Annotated in this window: 17 protein-coding genes; 9 read left to right on the forward strand and 8 right to left on the reverse strand. The window is 56.7% G+C overall.

Going from position 1 to position 18,196, the window contains the following annotated elements; translation table 11 throughout:
• The first annotated feature begins 12 nt into the window (after positions 1–12).
• From AC2FFF_RS05415 to AC2FFF_RS05440, 6 genes are all read left to right on the forward strand, one after another.
• On the forward strand, positions 13–633 hold the full coding sequence (locus tag AC2FFF_RS05415; RefSeq protein ID WP_142635772.1) for a pyridoxamine 5'-phosphate oxidase family protein: 621 nt from the start codon (positions 13–15) through the stop codon (positions 631–633).
• 47 nt (positions 634–680) lie between these two features.
• Positions 681–842: a hypothetical protein gene (locus tag AC2FFF_RS05420; RefSeq protein WP_185956647.1), complete on the forward strand. Its 162-nt coding sequence runs from the start codon at positions 681–683 to the stop codon at positions 840–842.
• 103 nt (positions 843–945) lie between these two features.
• Positions 946–3,426, forward strand: coding sequence for a heavy metal translocating P-type ATPase (locus tag AC2FFF_RS05425; RefSeq protein WP_281972464.1), 2,481 nt, complete (start codon positions 946–948; stop codon positions 3,424–3,426).
• A complete protein-coding gene (gene cueR, locus AC2FFF_RS05430; protein ID WP_142635768.1) occupies positions 3,423–3,812 on the forward strand; it encodes a Cu(I)-responsive transcriptional regulator in 390 nt (129 codons plus the stop codon). The genes AC2FFF_RS05425 and cueR overlap by 4 nt, the downstream gene beginning before the upstream one ends.
• A 97-nt stretch (positions 3,813–3,909) precedes the next feature.
• Entirely contained in the window at positions 3,910–4,782 is an 873-nt protein-coding gene (locus AC2FFF_RS05435) for an NAD(P)-dependent oxidoreductase (RefSeq protein WP_281972465.1), read from the forward strand.
• A 108-nt stretch (positions 4,783–4,890) separates the two neighbouring features.
• Positions 4,891–7,956: an aminotransferase class III-fold pyridoxal phosphate-dependent enzyme gene (locus AC2FFF_RS05440; RefSeq protein WP_281972466.1), complete on the forward strand. Its 3,066-nt coding sequence runs from the start codon at positions 4,891–4,893 to the stop codon at positions 7,954–7,956.
• 52 nt (positions 7,957–8,008) lie between these two features.
• Here AC2FFF_RS05440 and AC2FFF_RS05445 read toward each other — a convergent pair whose 3' ends face one another.
• Both AC2FFF_RS05445 and hemP read right to left on the reverse strand, forming a co-directional pair.
• Positions 8,009–8,485: a hypothetical protein gene (locus AC2FFF_RS05445; RefSeq protein ID WP_281972467.1), complete on the reverse strand. Its 477-nt coding sequence runs from the start codon at positions 8,483–8,485 to the stop codon at positions 8,009–8,011.
• Positions 8,482–8,649: a hemin uptake protein HemP gene (gene hemP / locus AC2FFF_RS05450; protein WP_142635762.1), complete on the reverse strand. Its 168-nt coding sequence runs from the start codon at positions 8,647–8,649 to the stop codon at positions 8,482–8,484. The genes AC2FFF_RS05445 and hemP overlap by 4 nt, the downstream gene beginning before the upstream one ends.
• A gap of 220 nt (positions 8,650–8,869) precedes the next feature.
• Between hemP and gph the strand changes: the two genes are divergently transcribed.
• Positions 8,870–9,535 carry a phosphoglycolate phosphatase gene (gene gph, locus AC2FFF_RS05455; protein WP_281972468.1) on the forward strand — a complete coding sequence of 222 codons (666 nt, stop codon included), beginning with the start codon at positions 8,870–8,872 and terminating at the stop codon, positions 9,533–9,535.
• A gap of 324 nt (positions 9,536–9,859) precedes the next feature.
• Here the strand turns inward: gph and AC2FFF_RS05460 are convergent, their stop codons facing one another.
• The 5 genes from AC2FFF_RS05460 to AC2FFF_RS05480 all read right to left on the reverse strand — a co-directional run bounded on the left by AC2FFF_RS05460 (position 9,860) and on the right by AC2FFF_RS05480 (position 15,073).
• Positions 9,860–10,615 carry an ABC transporter ATP-binding protein gene (locus tag AC2FFF_RS05460; RefSeq protein ID WP_496882885.1) on the reverse strand — a complete coding sequence of 252 codons (756 nt, stop codon included), beginning with the start codon at positions 10,613–10,615 and terminating at the stop codon, positions 9,860–9,862.
• A 9-nt stretch (positions 10,616–10,624) separates the two neighbouring features.
• Entirely contained in the window at positions 10,625–11,380 is a 756-nt protein-coding gene (locus AC2FFF_RS05465; RefSeq protein WP_142635756.1) for an ABC transporter ATP-binding protein, read from the reverse strand.
• A gap of 9 nt (positions 11,381–11,389) precedes the next feature.
• A complete protein-coding gene (locus AC2FFF_RS05470) occupies positions 11,390–12,595 on the reverse strand; it encodes a branched-chain amino acid ABC transporter permease (RefSeq protein ID WP_142635754.1) in 1,206 nt (401 codons plus the stop codon).
• A gap of 3 nt (positions 12,596–12,598) precedes the next feature.
• Positions 12,599–13,630 (reverse strand): branched-chain amino acid ABC transporter permease, encoded by a 1,032-nt coding sequence (locus tag AC2FFF_RS05475; RefSeq protein ID WP_142635752.1) that lies wholly within the window; start codon positions 13,628–13,630, stop codon positions 12,599–12,601.
• A gap of 96 nt (positions 13,631–13,726) precedes the next feature.
• Positions 13,727–15,073: a substrate-binding protein gene (locus AC2FFF_RS05480; protein WP_142635750.1), complete on the reverse strand. Its 1,347-nt coding sequence runs from the start codon at positions 15,071–15,073 to the stop codon at positions 13,727–13,729.
• A 781-nt stretch (positions 15,074–15,854) separates the two neighbouring features.
• Between AC2FFF_RS05480 and AC2FFF_RS05485 the strand changes: the two genes are divergently transcribed.
• Both AC2FFF_RS05485 and AC2FFF_RS05490 read left to right on the forward strand, forming a co-directional pair.
• A complete protein-coding gene (locus tag AC2FFF_RS05485) occupies positions 15,855–16,700 on the forward strand; it encodes a helix-turn-helix transcriptional regulator (RefSeq protein ID WP_246097200.1) in 846 nt (281 codons plus the stop codon).
• The gene (locus AC2FFF_RS05490; protein ID WP_142635747.1) at positions 16,700–17,191 is read left to right on the forward strand and encodes an A24 family peptidase; all 492 of its coding nucleotides are present in this window, start codon (positions 16,700–16,702) and stop codon (positions 17,189–17,191) included. The genes AC2FFF_RS05485 and AC2FFF_RS05490 overlap by 1 nt, the downstream gene beginning before the upstream one ends.
• 13 nt (positions 17,192–17,204) lie before the next feature.
• Here AC2FFF_RS05490 and AC2FFF_RS05495 read toward each other — a convergent pair whose 3' ends face one another.
• Positions 17,205–18,188, reverse strand: a complete 984-nt coding sequence (locus tag AC2FFF_RS05495; protein WP_142635745.1) for a type II secretion system F family protein — start codon at positions 18,186–18,188, stop codon at positions 17,205–17,207.
• Between the last annotated feature and the right edge of the window lie 8 nt (positions 18,189–18,196).

Genomic DNA, 18,196 nt, shown 5'->3' on the forward strand with positions numbered 1-18,196 from the left:
AAAGGACCTATTATGCCACGTGCTTTTTCCAAACTAACCTTCACGCCTGCCGTTCTCACCCATCAAGAAAGGATGGGATCGGCAAAAACCTATGCGAAATTCCTGGAAAGCGGCCCTGTGCAGGGTCACGAAATCAGAGCCGCCGAAAAAGAGTTCATCGAGGCCCGCGACGGGTTCTACCAATCAACCGTGTCCGAGACCGGCTGGCCATATGTGCAGTATCGTGGCGGACCCGCGGGGTTTTTACGAGTACTTGATGCGCAGACCATCGGGTATGCTGATCTTTCGGGCAACAAACAGTATATCTCGCGCGGGAATTTGGATGGCAATGACCGGGTTGCGCTGATCCTGATGGATTATGCCAACCAGCGACGCCTGAAAATACTTGGGCGTGTCGAAATTGCCGAAGGCGCTGCGGCGGCTGCCAGCCTCTCCCCTGAAGGCACCCAGACCCCGGCCGAACGCGCCGTCATTATCAAGGTCGAAGGTCTGGACTGGAATTGCCCAAGTCACATTACCCCACGATTCACCGAGGCCGAGCTGCGCCCCCACCTGAACGAATTGGGCCAGCAGCTGGCCCAACTTCAGGCAGAAAATGACCGGCTGAAACGGGAACTGGAAAATAAGAAATAAGCCCCAGTGCCAAGCATTCCCCAACTTGTGATTCAAGGACTGACACCATGATAACGTTAACGCTTCACCGAGCCTTCATAGTCCTGTTTGGTTTCGCTCTGTCGATTGCCTTTCTTATGCTGGGGTTTTTCGCATCTCCCGAAGCTGTTCGGACATCCCCGCCCGCGCTTTATAATTCGCTGCTGCTGGAAAAACTGGCCCAAGACTAAGAACCGTACGGCCCTCGAAACAAGAGATTGTGCCTGAATCATGATCTCTGCCCTTGACCTTCCTGTGACTGGAACCCCCATCTAGGGTTGGAAACAGGACAGGATGAGTCGATTGGCCAACTCACATACTATCAGACTGAAGGTCACCGGAATGAGCTGCGCATCCTGCGTAGGCCGCGTGGAATCTGCGTTGCGCAATGTTCCCGGGGTTACCGAGGCTTCGGTCAACTTCCCAACCGAGACTGCACAGGTCACTTATGACGGGCCAATCAGCGACCTGACCGGCGCGCTGGACAAAGCTGGTTATCCGGTGTCAGTGGCAGAAGCCGTTCTGCAAATTGACGGTATGAATTGTGCTTCTTGCGTCGCAAGGATTGAACGAACACTCTGCGCAGATCCGGCCGTCATAAGTGCTCGGGTCAACCTGGCCACTGAAACCGCGATCATTCGTTTTGCCGACGGGGCAACTGATCCTGTGAAGCTGGCGCAGCTAAGCACCAAAGCGGGCTATCCGGCGCACCCTTCCAGGATGGCCGAAAGCAACGATGAGAAACCGGGCGAAGCCTCTGCGCTGATCCGCACCACCCTGATCGCTGCGGCGCTGGCTTTGCCCGTGTTTATACTCGAGATGGGCGGGCACATGATCCCAGCCTTTCATCACTGGGTTCAGGCAACAATCGGGATTCAGACCAGCCATATCATCCAGTTTGTCCTGACGTCGGTTCTGCTGATCGGCCCCGGAAGGGTGTTCTATGCCAAGGGTATCCCGGCCTTGCTGCGCGGGACACCTGATATGAATGCGCTGGTCGCGATGGGAACCGGTGCCGCCTATCTGTATTCCGTCCTGGCCACCTTTGCGCCTCAGGTTCTGCCACAAGGCAGTGCAAATGTGTATTACGAGGCCGCCTCGGTCATCGTGGTCCTTATCCTGCTGGGTCGCGCGATGGAGGCGCGGGCAAAAGGCCGGACCGGGGCCGCCATTCGCAAACTGGTCGGGCTTCAACCGAAAACAGCCCGGCTAGAACAGGACGGGGGCACGGTCGATCGACCCATATCCGAAATACTGGTTGGCGATGTGCTGCAGATCCGACCCGGAGAGCGCGTCCCAGTCGATGCTCAGGTGTTGGACGGCACCTCATACGTGGATGAAAGCATGATTACCGGCGAACCCGTTCCTATAGGGAAATCGGCCGAAGATCAGGTGATAGGGGGCACGGTCAACGGCACGGGCGCGCTGCGCGTGCGCGCCACGCGGGTTGGGTCCGAAACGGTGCTGGCGCAGGTGATCCAGATGGTTCAGCAAGCTCAGGGTGCCAAGTTGCCGATACAGGGGCTGGTCGACCGGATCACGGCGTGGTTTGTTCCCGTTGTGATTGGCGTTGCCCTACTGACCATTGCGGTCTGGCTGGTCTTTGGCCCCGCTCCTGCCTTGCCGATGGCATTGGTCGCAGGTGTTTCGGTTTTGATCATAGCCTGTCCTTGCGCCATGGGGTTGGCGACTCCGACTTCGATCATGGTGGGGACTGGGCGAGCCGCCGAACTGGGCGTCCTGTTTCGCAAAGGTGATGCGTTACAGCAACTGCAACAGGTCAAAATCATCGCGCTGGACAAGACCGGGACGCTGACACTGGGGCGCCCTGAACTGGCGAATGTCACGACCACGAATGGGTTTGACAGCGACACCGTTTTACGGCTGGCTGCTGCGGTCGAGTCGCGATCCGAACACCCGATTGCCTCGGCAATCACGCGGGCCGGACCGGCGAACCTGCCCCCCATTTCCAGTTTTGAATCGCTAACCGGGCTGGGTGCGCGCGCGTCCGTTGATGGGCACGATCTGTTGATCGGCTCACCCAGATTAATGGCGCAGAACGGCATTGATCTATCCGCGCTGAGCCAACAGGCCGACCAGCATGCCGCCGAAGGGGCGACACCTGTGTTCGTCGCGATCAACGGTCAGGCTGCAGCACTTCTTGCGGTTTCCGACCCGGTCAAACCCGGCACGGTCGAGGCATTGCGCAGGCTGCACACGATGGGCCTGACATTGGCGATGGTCACCGGGGACAACGCCCTGACTGCGCAGGCCTTGGCAGACAAGCTGGGCATTGACCATGTTACAGCCGAGGTCCTGCCGGACGGGAAGCTCGCCACAATCAACGCCCTGCGCGACCAGTTCGGAGAGCTGGCCTTTGTCGGTGACGGGATCAACGACGCCCCGGCATTGGCTGCGGCGGATGTCGGCATTGCTATCGGAACTGGCACGGATGTGGCGATTGAAACGGCGGATGTGGTACTGATGTCGGGCGATCTGCGCGCGGTTGCCAATGCAGTCGAAATCAGTCGCCGGACCATGAGCAATATCCAACAGAATCTGGGCTGGGCGTTTGGATATAATGTTTTGCTGATCCCTGTCGCCGCCGGGATTCTGTATCCTTTTGGCGGCCCGCTTCTTTCCCCGGTTCTGGCGGCTGGAGCCATGGCTTTGTCCAGCGTCTTTGTCGTCACCAACGCGTTGCGACTTCGCAGGGTTCGCGCCAGCCTGCCCGAGGGATCACATCCGGCGGCTCCACAAATGGTGACGTCATGAATATCGGCGACGTTTCCAACCAAACCGGTCTCCCGGCCAAGACCATCCGCTATTACGAAGATATCGGACTGATCAAACCGCTGCGCGATGATAATGGCTATCGCCGGTTCCGCAGTCAGGATGTGCACAAACTGAACTTTTTAGGCCGGGCCCGCGCATTGGGATTTACGATCGAAGATTGCCGGACCCTGATGGCCTTGTATGAGGATGAAACCCGCGCAAGTGCAGATGTGAAGAAGGTTGCCCGCGCGCATATGGTCCAGATCGAAGCGAAGATTGCCGACCTTAATGCGATGCGCGATACGTTGGGTCATTTAATTGACGCCTGCGCCGGCGACGACAGGCCTGATTGTCCGATCCTGAAGGATTTGGGCGGACAACCCTGACACGGGGTTGCCCTTTGTCTTCAGCTTTGCTTTGTCTCTGCCAAACAATCCGGCTTGCGGCGTCTGACCGGACCCGGACAGCAGAGAGGTTCACCAAATGGCAAAAGTTGCGTTCCTTGGTTTGGGTGTCATGGGATATCCAATGGCCGGCCACCTGCAGGCTGCAGGTCATGAGGTCACGGTTTTCAACCGAACAACCGCTAAGGCCGAGGCTTGGGTCGCCCAATATGGCGGCTCAATGGCCGCTACCCCGCGCGAGGCGGCTGAGCGAGCCGAGTTTGTCATGGCTTGTGTGGGCAATGACGATGATCTGCGCATGGTCTGCACCGGCGACGATGGTGCCTTCGGCGCAATGTCAAGCGGCGCGGTTTTCGTCGACCATACGACCGTCTCGGCAAAGGTAACCCGAGAGCTTTATGGCGCGGGCAAAGCCGCAGGGATTGCCTTTGTGGACGCGCCGATTTCGGGCGGTCAGGCCGGGGCTGAAAACGGCGTTCTGTCGATCATGTGCGGGGGGGATCAGGCTGCCTATGACGCGGCCGAGCCCATTATGCAGGTCTATTCCAAAATCTGTCGCCGCATTGGGGACAGTGGCGCCGGTCAGATGACCAAGATGTGCAACCAGATCGCCATTGCCGGACTGGTTCAGGGCCTCAGCGAGGCGCTGCATTTTGCCGAAAAAGCCGGGCTGGATGGCCGGGCGGTTGTGGAAGTGATCAGTCAGGGGGCCGCAGGCAGTTGGCAGATGGCGAACCGCTATGAAACCATGTTGGACGATCATTTTGAGCACGGTTTCGCGGTGGACTGGATGCGCAAGGATCTGGGAATTTGCTTGGATACCGCAGATGAAACAGGGGCATCCCTGCCGGTGACGGCTTTGGTTGATCAGTTCTATAAGGATGTGCAGAAAATGGGCGGGAATCGGTGGGATACGTCCTCGCTTATTAAACGGTTGCGCGCATTGGGGTAACGGGAAAAGGGGGCTGTCTGCCCCCTCTTGGCCCGCAGGGCCAATTCACTCCCGAAGATATTTTTAGCCAGATGAAAAGGACCCCGGTTTACTGGGACAGGGTTTCAAATGAACGACATCATCGCATTTTGGGCTAATGCTTTGCGGCAAAACTGGGGGCTGGACGCGCGGCTGACCCGATTGGACGGCGAATACGATCTTAATTTTCTGGTCCGGGCAACCAACGGACAGGATTATGTGCTGAAAGTCATGCGCCCCGGATGCGAAGCAGAGCTTGTGGACCTGCAGGTCAAAGCCTTAGAACATATCGCCTCAGAAGCACCAGGGCTGCCATTTCCTACAGTGTTTCCCGATTTGCAGAGGGGCTATCTGCCCCGAATCGAAGATCACGAGGGGGTACCGCGCCTTGTTTGGTTGCTGGAATGCCTGCCTGGGCAATGCTATGCGAAATCGGCACCCAAATCCGAAGAGTTGATCCTAAAGCTGGGTCGCGTTCTGGGTGCTACAGACCGCGCATTAGAGCGGTTCACGCATGAGGGTTTGGCCCGGGGCGATTTCAAATGGAATCTGACGCAGGCAGGGTGGATCGAACAGCATCTGGACGCCGTTAGTAGCCCCGCGCGGCAGGCAGTGCTGGCCGAGATATGTTCCGAATTCAATGCGATATCGGGCAAGTTGGCAGGCTTGCCCAGTCAGGCGATTCATAATGACGCCAATGACTATAACGTTCTGGTCGAAGCAGAGCCTGGCCAGCGCCCGGGGGTGTCGGGCTTGATTGACCTTGGCGATATGTGTGCCGCGCCACGCGTTTGCGATCTGGCGATTGCCGGGGCCTATATCGTATTGGATCATCCGCAACCCGAACGCGCATTGGCGGCACTGGTGCGCGGCTATCAGGCGGCAAACCCCCTGCGCGCGGACGAAGTCGAACTGATCTGGCCTCTCTTGCGTATGCGACTGGCTGTGTCGGTTGTGAACTCGACCCTGATGGCCCTTGAAAACCCGGATGATCCTTATGTCACCATCAGTCAGGCGCCGGCCTGGCGGTTTCTTGAGGACCAAAGCGTCAATGGCGGATTGATGCCAGCGCGCCTGCGCGTCGCCTGTAGTCTACCGGTCACCGATGGGGCCGAGCGCATCCACGCCTATCTGTCCGCGCATCGCGGTCAATTCGCCGAGATGTTTGGGCAGGGTCTAAAAGATGTGCCCATTGGCTCGCTATCGGTCGAAAACTCGGTGTGGCCGCAAAATCCTTTCCACATGCCCCTGGCCGAGGCGGCACGTGTTGGCGAGGAATATGGCACAGAATTCTGGTTGGGATATTACAATGAACCCCGCCTGATTTACGCAGAGCCGGGGTTCCGCAAAGGGCCATGGAAAGCTTCGGACCGACGCACCGTGCATCTGGCGGTGGATGTGTTCGCGCCTGCTGGCACTGTCCTGAATGCCCCGATCAGTGGCCGGGTCGAGGCGGTCGAGAATCGCGACAGTCACCTTGACTATGGCGGGGTGGTGATCCTGCATCACGAAACACCCCAAGGCGATCCGTTCTATACACTCTACGGACATTTGGACCCCGAGGTCTGCGACAGGCTGAACCCGGGCGATCCAGTCGCACAGGGAGCGGCGTTTGCACGGCTTGGGGATGTCACACAGAACGGGGGCTGGGCCCCACATGTACATTTCCAGCTGGCCCTGACTACGAACGGGATGCGGGCCAACTGGCCGGGTGTTGGCGACCCTGACGAGCTTGAACTGTGGCACGCCGTCTGCCCGAATCCGGCGGCTCTGCTGAACCTTCCCGATGACAAGGTGTTCTATCGGCCGACCGATAAACAGGCGATCCTGCAGGGACGGCAGGACCACTTCGGAGGCAACCTGTCCCTGACCTATGACGATCCAGTCATGCTGGTACGCGGTTGGAAGCATCACCTGTTTGACGAATGGGGTCGCCCTTATCTGGATGCGTATAACAATGTACCCCATGTGGGCCACGCCCACCCGCGCATTCAGGCTGTCGCAGCAGATCAGCTCAAGCGGATGAATTCCAACACCCGGTATCTGCATCCGGCCCAGACGGCTTTTGCCGATAAGGTTCTGTCCAAGCTGCCCGATCACCTCGAGGTCTGCTTCTTTGTGAATTCCGGCACCGAAGCCAATGAGCTCGCCCTGCGGCTGGCCCGCGCCCATACCGGCGCCAAAGGGATCGTGACGCCCGATCACGGGTATCACGGCAATACCACCGCCGCCGTGGCAATTTCGGCCTATAAGTTCAACAAACCGGGCGGAGTTGGTCAGGCGGATTGGGTGGAACTGGTTGAGGTCGCGGATGACTACCGAGGGTCTTTCCGGCGCGACGACCCCGATAGCGCCCAGAAGTTTGCAGATCTAGTGGACCCAGCGATTGCAGCCCTACAGGACAAAGGTCAGGGCGTTGCCGGTTTCATTGCCGAGACCTTCCCTTCAGTTGGCGGGCAGATCATACCACCCAAAGGCTATCTGCCCGCGGTTTATGAGAAAATCCGCGCCGCTGGTGGTGTCTGCATCGCCGACGAGGTGCAGACAGGTCTGGGGCGTCTGGGCGAATATTATTTCGGCTTTGAGCATCAAGGCGCGCTGCCGGATATCGTGGTCATGGGCAAACCCATTGGCAACGGTCATCCATTGGGCGTTCTGGTTACTACCAAAGAGATCGCCCGCAGCTTTGACAACGGGATCGAGTTCTTTTCGACCTTTGGCGGATCGACCCTGTCCTGCCGCATCGGCAAAGAAGTTCTGGATATCGTCGATGATGAAGGCTTGCAGGACAATGCCCGCCTGATGGGCGACAGGTTGATGACAGGCCTGCGTCAGATCGAGACCGATTTCGGATCTGTCGGTGATGTGCGCGGCATGGGCCTGTTCGTTGGAGTCGAACTGATCAACCCCGATGGCTCTGAAGGCCGTGAGATCTGCAAATATGTCAAGAACCGGATGCGCGACCACCGGATTCTTATTGGCAGCGAAGGCCCAAAGGACAGCATCCTGAAAATTCGCCCGCCGCTGACGATCGAAGCGGAAGATGTGGACATGATCCTGTGGGCATTACGGGATGTGCTGGCAGAAGTTGGTGATTACAGCCCGCCACCCTCATGCGATCATGACCATCACCACGCAGGGTGCGGCTGCTGCTGAGGGCACGGAACCCCGGCGCGCATTCGCCGGGGTTCTGCACCTGCCCTGCTGCTTAGTGCAGCGTGGCAGTGGGGTTCTGATGTCTAGAGGTTGGCATCGGGATCGAGACCGTCATGTGTCGCAAAGCCAGCCCTAATTCCTCGGACAAAGCGGCCAATGCGGGGGCAAAATCGGGACGGACGATCAGGGACGCCATCATCATAGCGTCTTCGCGCGCGCCTTCTGATGCCGCCGCAATCATCTGGGCGAAACAGTTTTCATCCGCGCCAAGGCAGGCACAGCCCAACCCATGCCGGATCAGCGGGCGCCGCCCGTGATGGGCACAAAGCGAGCACAGCCGGTCCAGCGTCAACATCGCTGCCCGGCCCTGATCCGTACCCAGGGCGATCTGAAAGTCCTGCGCCGCATCCATACGCGTTTGCATTCCGTCCCCCCAGAGGCGCAGATACATGACCGCACCGGCCTCGACAGGGCTTAGGTCGGACAGACGGCCAACGGTCGCGCCACCCCGGGCTGCAGGCGCGCTCATTTGGTCAAGATCAGTTTGCCCGCGCGCGTGATGCGCAGGGTGTACAGCTGATCGCCCAGCTCGATATGGGCCAGATTGCCCCCTTTGGTCAGATCTTCAGCCTTATGTGCAGGCAGCATTGATACGGCAAAAGACTGGCTGGGATTCGGGTTCTGAACATTCATCAGGATCACTCCGGAGGGTTTCAGGCAATGCGCCTTATCGGTCTACTTTTCGGGTATCTGGCTGGCCCGATTCCGGGGTTGCTGACGGCTTGAAATATAATCTGATTATTTTAGTCAGGTATGTCAAGCCTCAATATCCCACTCTCGCAACCGGGTTGAATTGCACTGCCTGAACACACCAGTTAGGACTTGCGGTGCAGCTTCAGAGGCAAGGATTTTAATGAGCGCTACAATTATGTTCGATTTGGACGGAACACTGGTCGACAGCCTTCCGGACATCACCGCCGCTGCGAATGCAATGCTGCGGGACACTGGTGTCTCGCCCCTGCCCCAGGACACGATCAAACAATTCGTCGGCAATGGCCTCCCGAAATTGGTAGAACGTATGATGTTTCATTGCGACCTGCCTATGGATCGCCATGCCGAGCTATCGGAACTGACGCTGACCCACTACAACGCAGCCTCCAGCGACAAAACCGTCGTCTACCCCGGCGTGGCCGAAGCGCTTGAACAGCTGCGCCAGATGGGATGTGTTCTGGGTGTTTGTACAAACAAACCCAAAGCACCGGCTGACCATGTTCTGAAGTCGATGGGCCTGACCCATCATTTCGATGCCACCCTGGGTGGTGACAGCCTGGCCACGCGCAAACCAGACCCAGCCCATCTTGAGGCAAGTTTTAACGCAGTGGCCGCTATAGGTCCGCGCCTGTTCGTGGGTGACAGTGAGGTCGACGCAGAAACCGCTGAACGGGCCCAGGTGCCCTTTTTGCTATTCACGGAAGGTTATCGGAAAAGCCCGGTTTCTGAACTGTATCATACCCGTAACTTCGCCGACTGGCACGAAGTGCCTGCGCTTGTAAGTGAGCTTTTGGGGGAATTGGGTTGATGTCCCCCGACTAGTGAGGGGCCGGCCGAGGGGGTAAGTAGCCAGCCCCTCAAGGGGGAAAAGTGGTAGGTCCTTGGAAACTCCTTGGATGATTTGAAGCTAACGAATCGCTCCAATCAAAGATATAGGGGGTTTCCCGTAGCCCTAGATAGGGTGTTGAAATTACATAATAAATTATCCGTAAATTCTAGAAATTCGTTGAATATTGTCATTTTCCATTGGTGACCCGGCCCCAGGACACCGCCAATCGAAAGCTGAACAACGAAAAAGGGCGGGGATGAACACCCCGCCCGACGGTTCAGAACAATTGCTGAATCCGCATGTTCAGATTGCCAGATATTCCTCGCGCAGCTGTGGATTCTCTAACACCTCGCTGGCGGCTCCATCAAACACGATGCTGCCCGTATCCAGAATGATCGCACGGTCCGCCAATTCCAGGGCGCGCACCGCGTTCTGCTCGACAATGATCGTGGTCATACCCTGCTGTTTGACGTGAAGCAGAGTCTTTTCGATCTCATCCACGATCACCGGGGCAAGCCCTTCATAGGGTTCATCCAGAAGCAACACCTTGATGTCCCGTGCCAAAGCCCGCGCAATCGACAGCATCTGCTGCTCTCCGCCCGACAGGGTAATGCCTTCTTGCTTGCGGCGCTCACCCAGCCTTGGGAACAGCTCATAAAGCCGTTCCAGCGACCAGCCGACAGGTGGAGCGATCTGGGCGAGTTGCAGGTTCTCTTCGACCGTCAGACCGGGGATGATACGACGATCCTCGGGCACAAGGCCAAGGCCTGCAGCGGCGGCCTCATAGCTGGACATTTTGTGCAGCGGCTTGTGATCCAGCCAGATTTCACCATGACGCACCTCGGGGTCACTGACCCGCGCGATGGATCTGAGCGTCGAGGTCTTGCCAGCACCATTCCGGCCCAGCAGGGCCAGAATTTCACCTTCGTGCACGTTAAAGCTGACGCCCTGCACGATATAGCTTTCGCCATAGTATGAATGCATGTCCCATACGGACAAAAACGCAGGGGCGGTGCTGGCCATATTGGCGTTTTTCGAAAAGTCAGGTTTCTCGTTCATTGCTTTTCCTTACGCGGCCTCACCCAGATAAGCTTCGCGAACCTTGGGATGCCCGCGGATGTTTTCTGGCGTATCTTCGACCAGAGGTGTTCCCTGCGCCAGAACGGTGATGCGCTCGGCCAGGCTGAACACCACATGCATGTCATGTTCAATGATGGCGATGGTAATGTCACGCTCGTCCTTGATCTGTTTGAGCAGGTCGATCGTGTTGTTGGTATCTGCCCGGGCCATCCCGGCGGTGGGTTCGTCCAGCAAAAGCAGGCGCGGGTTCTGGCTGAGGCACATGCCGATCTCAAGTCGTCGCTTGTCCCCGCGTGACAGCGATGCCGCGTGCATCTCGCGTTTGTCAGCCATGTTCATCTCTAACAGCATCGCCTCGGCCTGCTCGACAATCGCCTTTTCACTGGAGATGGTTTCATAGGCGTGCATCCGAAACGCGCCGTCCCGCATCGCAAAGATCGGGATCAACATGTTCTCCATCACAGTCAAATCCCCGAAAATCTCGGGCGTCTGGAACACACGGCTGATGCCCATCTGGTTGATCTGATAGGGTTCCAACCCCAAAACAGAATTGTTGTCGAACAAAACAGAACCGGTATCCGGCATCAGCTTTCCCACCAAACAGTTCAGCAAGGTTGACTTGCCCGCACCGTTCGGGCCGATGATCGCGTGGACCGAGTTTTCTTCGACGTTGAGGTTCACATCCGACAGCGCCTTGAGGCCACCGAAGCGTTTGCTGACGTCTTTGACTCGTAGAATTGCCATGGTGCCCCCTTATTCCGCTGGCTCGGTTTTGCCCTTCGGGGCATCATCGGCGCCCGGTTTCTTACGCTTGAACCAACCCATCAGCCGCTGACCACCTTCAACCAGCCCACCCGGCAGATAGATCACCACCAGCATGAACAGGATACCCAGCGTCAGATGCCAACCCTTGCCGATGAACGGATGGATCAGGAACACAACCGCGTCCTCAAGCCCATCGGGCAGGAAAGCGAACCAGCTGTGCAGAACATTGTCGTTGATCTTCGAGAAGATGTTTTCGAAATACTTGATAAAGCCTGCTCCCAGTACCGGCCCGATCAGGGTCCCTGTACCGCCCAGAATTGTCATCAGCACCACCTCGCCCGAGGCAGTCCACTGCATCCGCTCGGCCCCGGCCAGCGGGTCCATTGCAGCCATCAGCCCCCCCGCCAGACCGGCATACATGCCCGAAATCACAAAGGCTGCCAGTGTGTAGGGTTTCGAATTTAGACCGGTATAATTCATCCGCTGCTGGTTGGATTTCACCGCCCGCAGCATCATGCCAAAGGGCGAGCGGAAGATCCGGATAGAGAGATAGAACACCGCCATCATGATCACCGCACACAGGTAATAGCCCGCGTTAAAGTCAAAGCTCCAGGCACCCACATCCAACGTATAGGTCGCGCGCATGGGAATGCCGAACAGATGCGGTAGGTTCGGCGCGCTGGCCGATTGCAGGATCTGCGGATCGTCCGCATAGACCTGCAAGCCGGTCTCACCATTTGTCAGGTTGAATTTTGGGTTCGAAAGCACCGAATAGGCCAGTGCAAAGCTCATCTGTGCAAAAGCCAGCGTCAGGATCGAGAAATAGATGCCCGACCGACGCAGGCTGACAAATCCGATCAGCAGCGAAAACACCCCGGCGACAAGAACGCTGAGCGCGATGGCCGGAACGACGTTATAGCTGAGCAGTTTGAACATCCACACTGCGGAATACGACCCCACCCCAAGAAAGGCCGCATGGCCAAAGGACAGGTATCCGGTCAATCCAAACAGAATGTTGAAGCCGATCGCAAAGATCCCAAAGATCACGAACCGCTGCATCAAATCGGGATAGCCCGCGTTGAACTGCGCCATGGCGCTGCCTTCGGGGAACGGGTTCAGGATAAAGGGCGCCAACAGGGTCAGTATGGCGACGATGATCAGCAGGCTGGTATCTCTCTTGTTCAGTCCCAACATGGCTTATTCCTCCATCACGCCTTTGCGCCCCATCAACCCGCGTGGACGGGTCAAAAGCACGATGATGGCGACAAGGTAGATGATGATCTGGTTGATGCCGGGGATCGTGGTCGTGGCCCAGGTGGTCGACGCAAAGCTTTCGAGCACGCCAAGCAGGAACCCGGCCAAAACCGCGCCCGGCAATGAGCCCATCCCCCCCACAACCACAACCACAAAGCTGAGAACCAGAAAGTCCATGCCCATGTGATAATTCGGGGGGTTGAGCGGCCCGTACATCACCCCGGCAAGACCCGCGACCGCGGCCGCAATCCCGAACATGATGGTAAACCGCCTGTCGATATTTATCCCCAGCAGGCCCACCGTTTCACGATCTGCCATGCCAGCCCGCACGACCATGCCAAAGGTTGTGAATTGCAGGAACGAGAACACCGCTCCGATAATGCCAACGGCAAACCCGAAATAGACCAGCCGCCAGATCGGATAGATGATGGCGTTGGGATCGAATCCAACCATGATGCCAAGATCAACAGACCCACTCAGCATATCGGGGGGCGGGGTCTGGATCGGATTGGCACCGAAGAAATATTTGATGATCTCCTGCAGCACGATCGCCAGGCCAAAAGTCACAAGGATCTGATCCGCATGAGGGCGCTTGTAAAAATGTTTGATCAGCCCGCGCTCCATCACATAGCCGACAAACAACATGATCGGGATCGCGAACAGGACAGCCAGAGGAACGGACCAATCTATGATTGACGCGCCAATCTCGGGGCCGAACCAGGCCTCTATATACGGGGTTTCAACCTTCAGCGGGTTGCCCAGAAAATCTTTCTGACTTTCATCAAGGGTCACGTAGCTCAAGTTAAAGAGTTTTTGCAAAGACACGGCGCAGAACGCGCCAATCATGAACAGCGCCCCATGGGCAAAGTTCACAACTCCAAGCGTTCCGAAAATCAGCGTCAGGCCAAGCGCGATCAGCGCATAAGCCGACCCCTTGTCCAACCCGTTCAGAATTTGCAGAAGAATGGCGTCCATAGTCCCCACCTTTGGCCTGTCCAGTGGACTCCCCCATAGCCGGGAGAGCCCGTTTTCTAGGTCAGAGAATTTTCGTCGAAAATTCTCGCGCTTGTGTTACGCGCCCGGATTGCATTTACCCAGTTCGCCACCGGCAAACATCGGGTGCTCGGGATCGTATTCGACCTGCGCGCGTGGGGTGATCTCGACGATCTCCAGCGTGTCATAGGCGTTGGTCGGGTTCTCGTTGCCCCGCACCACCAGCACATCCTTAAAGCACTGATGATCCGCGCCTCGATACCAGGTCGGCCCGTTGCCCAGACCGTCGAACTCGAAATCTTCCAGCGCTTCGGCGACACCACAGGGGTTGAAGGTACCCGCTCGTTCGCACGCATCTGCATAGAGCAGAACCTGTGCATAGCAGGTCTGAGCCGAATTGGACGGCGGCTTGCCGTATTTCTCACCAAAGGATTTCACAAAGGCCTTGGTGCCTTCGTCTTGCAGCTGCCAGTTCCAGTTCATCGAACCCAGCACGCCCTTGATGTTCTCGCCAGCACCGGCAGCCATCAGTTCGGAATACAGCGGCACGACAATCTTAAAGTCTTTGCCGTTGGCCACCTTGTCGAGCAGGCCGAACTGAATCGCATTGGTCAGCGAGTTCACCATGTTACCGCCATAGTGGTTCAGAACCAGCACATCCGCGCCCGAGTTCAGAACCGGCGCGATATAGGACGAGAAGTCCGTCGACGCGAGCGGTGTTTTGACCGTGTTGACCGTTTCCCATCCCAGGGCTTCGGTCGAGGCCACAATCGACTCTTCCTGAGTCCAGCCCCAGTTGTAGTCAGCGGTCAGATGATAGGCCCGGCGTTCACTGCCCATTTCGGCAGCAAGAACCGGCGCCAGAGCAGCGCCCGACATATAAGCATTGAAAAAATGGCGGAAACCGTTCGCCTTCTTGTCCTTACCGGTCGTGTCGTTGGCATGGGTCAGGCCAGCCATGAAGATCACGCCCGCTTCCTGACACAGACCCTGAACTGCGACAGCCACGCCCGAGGACGAGCCGCCGTTGATCATGATCGCACCGTCTTTTTCGATCATCGACTTGGCCGATGCGCGTGCGGCGTCCGATTTGGTCTGGGTGTCGCCGGTTACGAACCCGACCTTTTTACCAAGAATCCCGTTCCCTTTCAGGGCCTTGGACGTAAAGGTGTTCAGGCAACCGCCATCGCCCTCACCATTCAGATGCTCGACTGCAAGCTGCTGTGCCAGCAGTTCATCATTACCCTCTTCTGCATAAGGCCCGGTCTGCGGAACATTGAAACCCAATGTGACAGACGACCCAGAAGGTTCGTTAGTATATGCAGCAGCCGACGATGCGGTAAAAATCGTAGGTAGGGCCAGACCGGTACCGGCAACAGCACCAGACTTCAGCACGCCGCGGCGTGTGACAGATTTATTAGTCATTCATTCCTCCCAGTTCCCTGTTTTACGTCTGTTGGCTCCTCTTCCAGCAAACGATTGCGCAGGTTTACGCACCGCGAGTATGGCGGGGGTTCTGAAAATTTCTCAATAACCTATTCAAAAAGCAGCTATGTTATGTAAACAAATGAACACCTAGGTGCGGATTCTTGTAAATTCTTAAACATCTTATGCTTCTTAAGAATTGAAATTAAAAGGTATTATTTGAAAACATGCCGGTGATCGCCATGCAGGCAGTGCCGCTCTGCTCGGCAAGCAAGAAGTTGTTGCTAAATCTACAAGAAGTTGTTGCTAAATCTAAAGGAGAGCCCGGGCCGTATGATACAGCTCAGATGGTCACCGGGACGAGCTGACTTCCCCTGGAGATCAAGCCGTTTGAACCTGGGTTCTCAAACCCGAAGCATCGTGCAAATCAAGAATTGTGACAAATTGAAAACCGGTTAATCCCTCCACGGCTGCATCGGTGAATACAGGCAACCGCCCGACCAACCGACGACCAAACAAGCGCAATAACCTTACAAAAAAGGCATAAACCACTACGCTTCACCCCGCATTCCGCGAATAGGTCAAAGAAATAGTCCGCGGATTTTGTGCAGTTTGTTTACTGAAACGCGACGAATTGATCGTACATAATTAGGTTAATGATTTTTTAGATGAGTTTTAGACGATTATATAGAACTATAGGAATGTAAAGAATCGGTAGGAGGTTGCGCACTCTTATATTGCAAATGCGCGTTTATGTTTGTTCGAGTACAGGTTGTTATCTATGGTCCGGGGGAATGCTCAGAGCGCTGCGTGGTTGCCAAACGCGCTTCATGCCAGAGCCATCATTAATTTCATTCATTGGAGCCAGGCAGGCGTCGTTCTTGATGCCGCGCTTGAAGGTATCGTCAAAGCATTTGGCGCCGATTGTGCTGTCATCAGCCGTGTGTGGCTGAACAAAGGGGCCCATCGTGTTGCCGCACGGGCTGACACACGGGATCCAAAATTCCAAAGACCGTTGTTTCATTCTTTCGCCAACGACGCCCTCGGCCCGTTTCGGAACAAACCAAAACGCGCCTCGGTGTTTAGTCTGCGAGATGACGGGGCAGACCCCAGTGATATCTCCGCAGTTTTGTTAGATTGGATGTCGCACCGCAAGCTGGATGACATTCTGTTCATATGCCTGGACCATAACGGCGGCGAAATCGACTTTCTGGAACTTCATTTCGGGCAGAGTTCCGAACCCGGTTACCGCGAAGCTATTGAACAGGTGGCTCCGCAACTATCCGAGACCTATCAGGCCCGCCGAGCCGGACTGATCACTGAATCATTGTCTCGGCAATCAGTCACCGCACTCAGAAAATCATACAGTGAAGCACCTATTCTCAGCACCGAGAACCCAACGGGCCTGACCCGTGCCGAATGGCGTGTTTGCGTTCTTGTTTCACGCGGGTTGTCGCCTCAGTCCATTGGTGCCGAACTTGAGATCGGACCAGCGACAGTTCGCACGCATCTCAAGCATATCTATTCAAAAACGGCGCTGGACACCTTCCACATGCTGGCCCGGCGCTTGGTATCGGTAGAAGAGCGCGAGGCCCTTTTTGGGAAACCTGGCCAGGCACGTGCCTGATGCCTGAACTGGACTGGCAGTCCTGGCTGACATTGTGGGTATTCACACCGCTGTTCGTAATGATCGCCTGGACGGATTTCACCCAAATGCGCATCCCTAACCTGTACTGCCTGCTGGGCGGTGCAGTCGTGCTTGTGACCGCGCCGTTTCCGGATTGGAACCAACTGCTGCTGCGCCTTCTTGTGGCCGCAGCGTGTTTTGCGATTTGTTTCGGCCTGTTTGCAGCGGGTTGGCTGGGCGGTGGCGACGCCAAGATATTGCCAATCGTATTTGCCGCAATTCCGGTCCCGGTCGTATCGACCTATCTGCTAATACTGGCAGGCTGCATGGCAGCGGGGCTGATCGGAATGTCGCTGTTTCGGCGTCTCGCCCGACAAACTTCCCCGCATATCAAGTCGACCGCCCAGTCGCGCGAATTTCCTCTTGGAATTGCTATCGGATCATCCGGGGTGATCCTTGCAATCTGGTCGGCTACTGCGCTTTGGTTCTGACCATGTCAGCGTCTTAGGGGCCAAACGCATCCATATAACGGATCACGATCGGGGCCAGGATCAGCCCAGCGATTGCAGGCAACATAAAACTGGCCATAACCGCCGACATTTGGACAGGCAACTTGTTGGCCTTTTCCTGTGCCCGCACCTCGCGCAGTTCACGCATTTCTTCGGCATAGGTGTTCAAAGCCGCAGCCAGGGGAACGCCAAACCGGGTCGATTGCAGCACAACGCTTACGAATGAGCTCATTTCCTCGATACCTGTTCGACGCGCCATACGCATCAGCGCGGTATCTCGGTCGCGCCCTGCCTGAATCTCGGAAAGCGCAATCAGCATCTCTTCGGACATTTCCGGCGCGACAAGCTGCATTTCAACCGCCACTTTCAGCAAGGCCTGATCAAAACCGAGGCCAGCCTCGATACCGATCTGAAGTAGATCCAGCATGTTCGGAAACGCATTTTCCATCAGGCGCTTGCGCTCTTTGATCCGGGCGCCCATCCATAACTGCGGTATGAGATACCCGATCCCGCACAATACGCCGACATTCCGGATAATCTCGAACGCGTTCAGGCTGGACGTATATTCCGCGATCCGCGCACCCAAGTTGTTTGCCGGTTGCCAGGACATCAGGAAGAGGAAGGCCAGCGGCAGGAACGTCGCCAGCCCCAAACGGATAAGATAGAAATTCACGATTGCGTTTTTGCTGCGAAATCCGGAACGCGCCAACACCTGCCCAACTTCGAAACGTACACTGGCATCGCTGGGTATCAGGGCCGCACTCAACCCTGTCGGCGCTTCGCCCTCGACTTTTTCAGGAACTGCCCGTGACAAAGCCTGACGTGGTCGGCTTGACACCATGCGCTCTGCGGCTGTGGACCGTTCGCTAAGCGAGGACGAGATACCAAGAAACGCTACGACCGCACCTATCAGCACACAACCCAGAACCAGGATCTGCGTTGATAATTCGCTATCAAAAATCGAACTCAAATACTCCATCGAATACG

The organism is Ruegeria sp. YTSA226 (assembly GCF_059609905.1).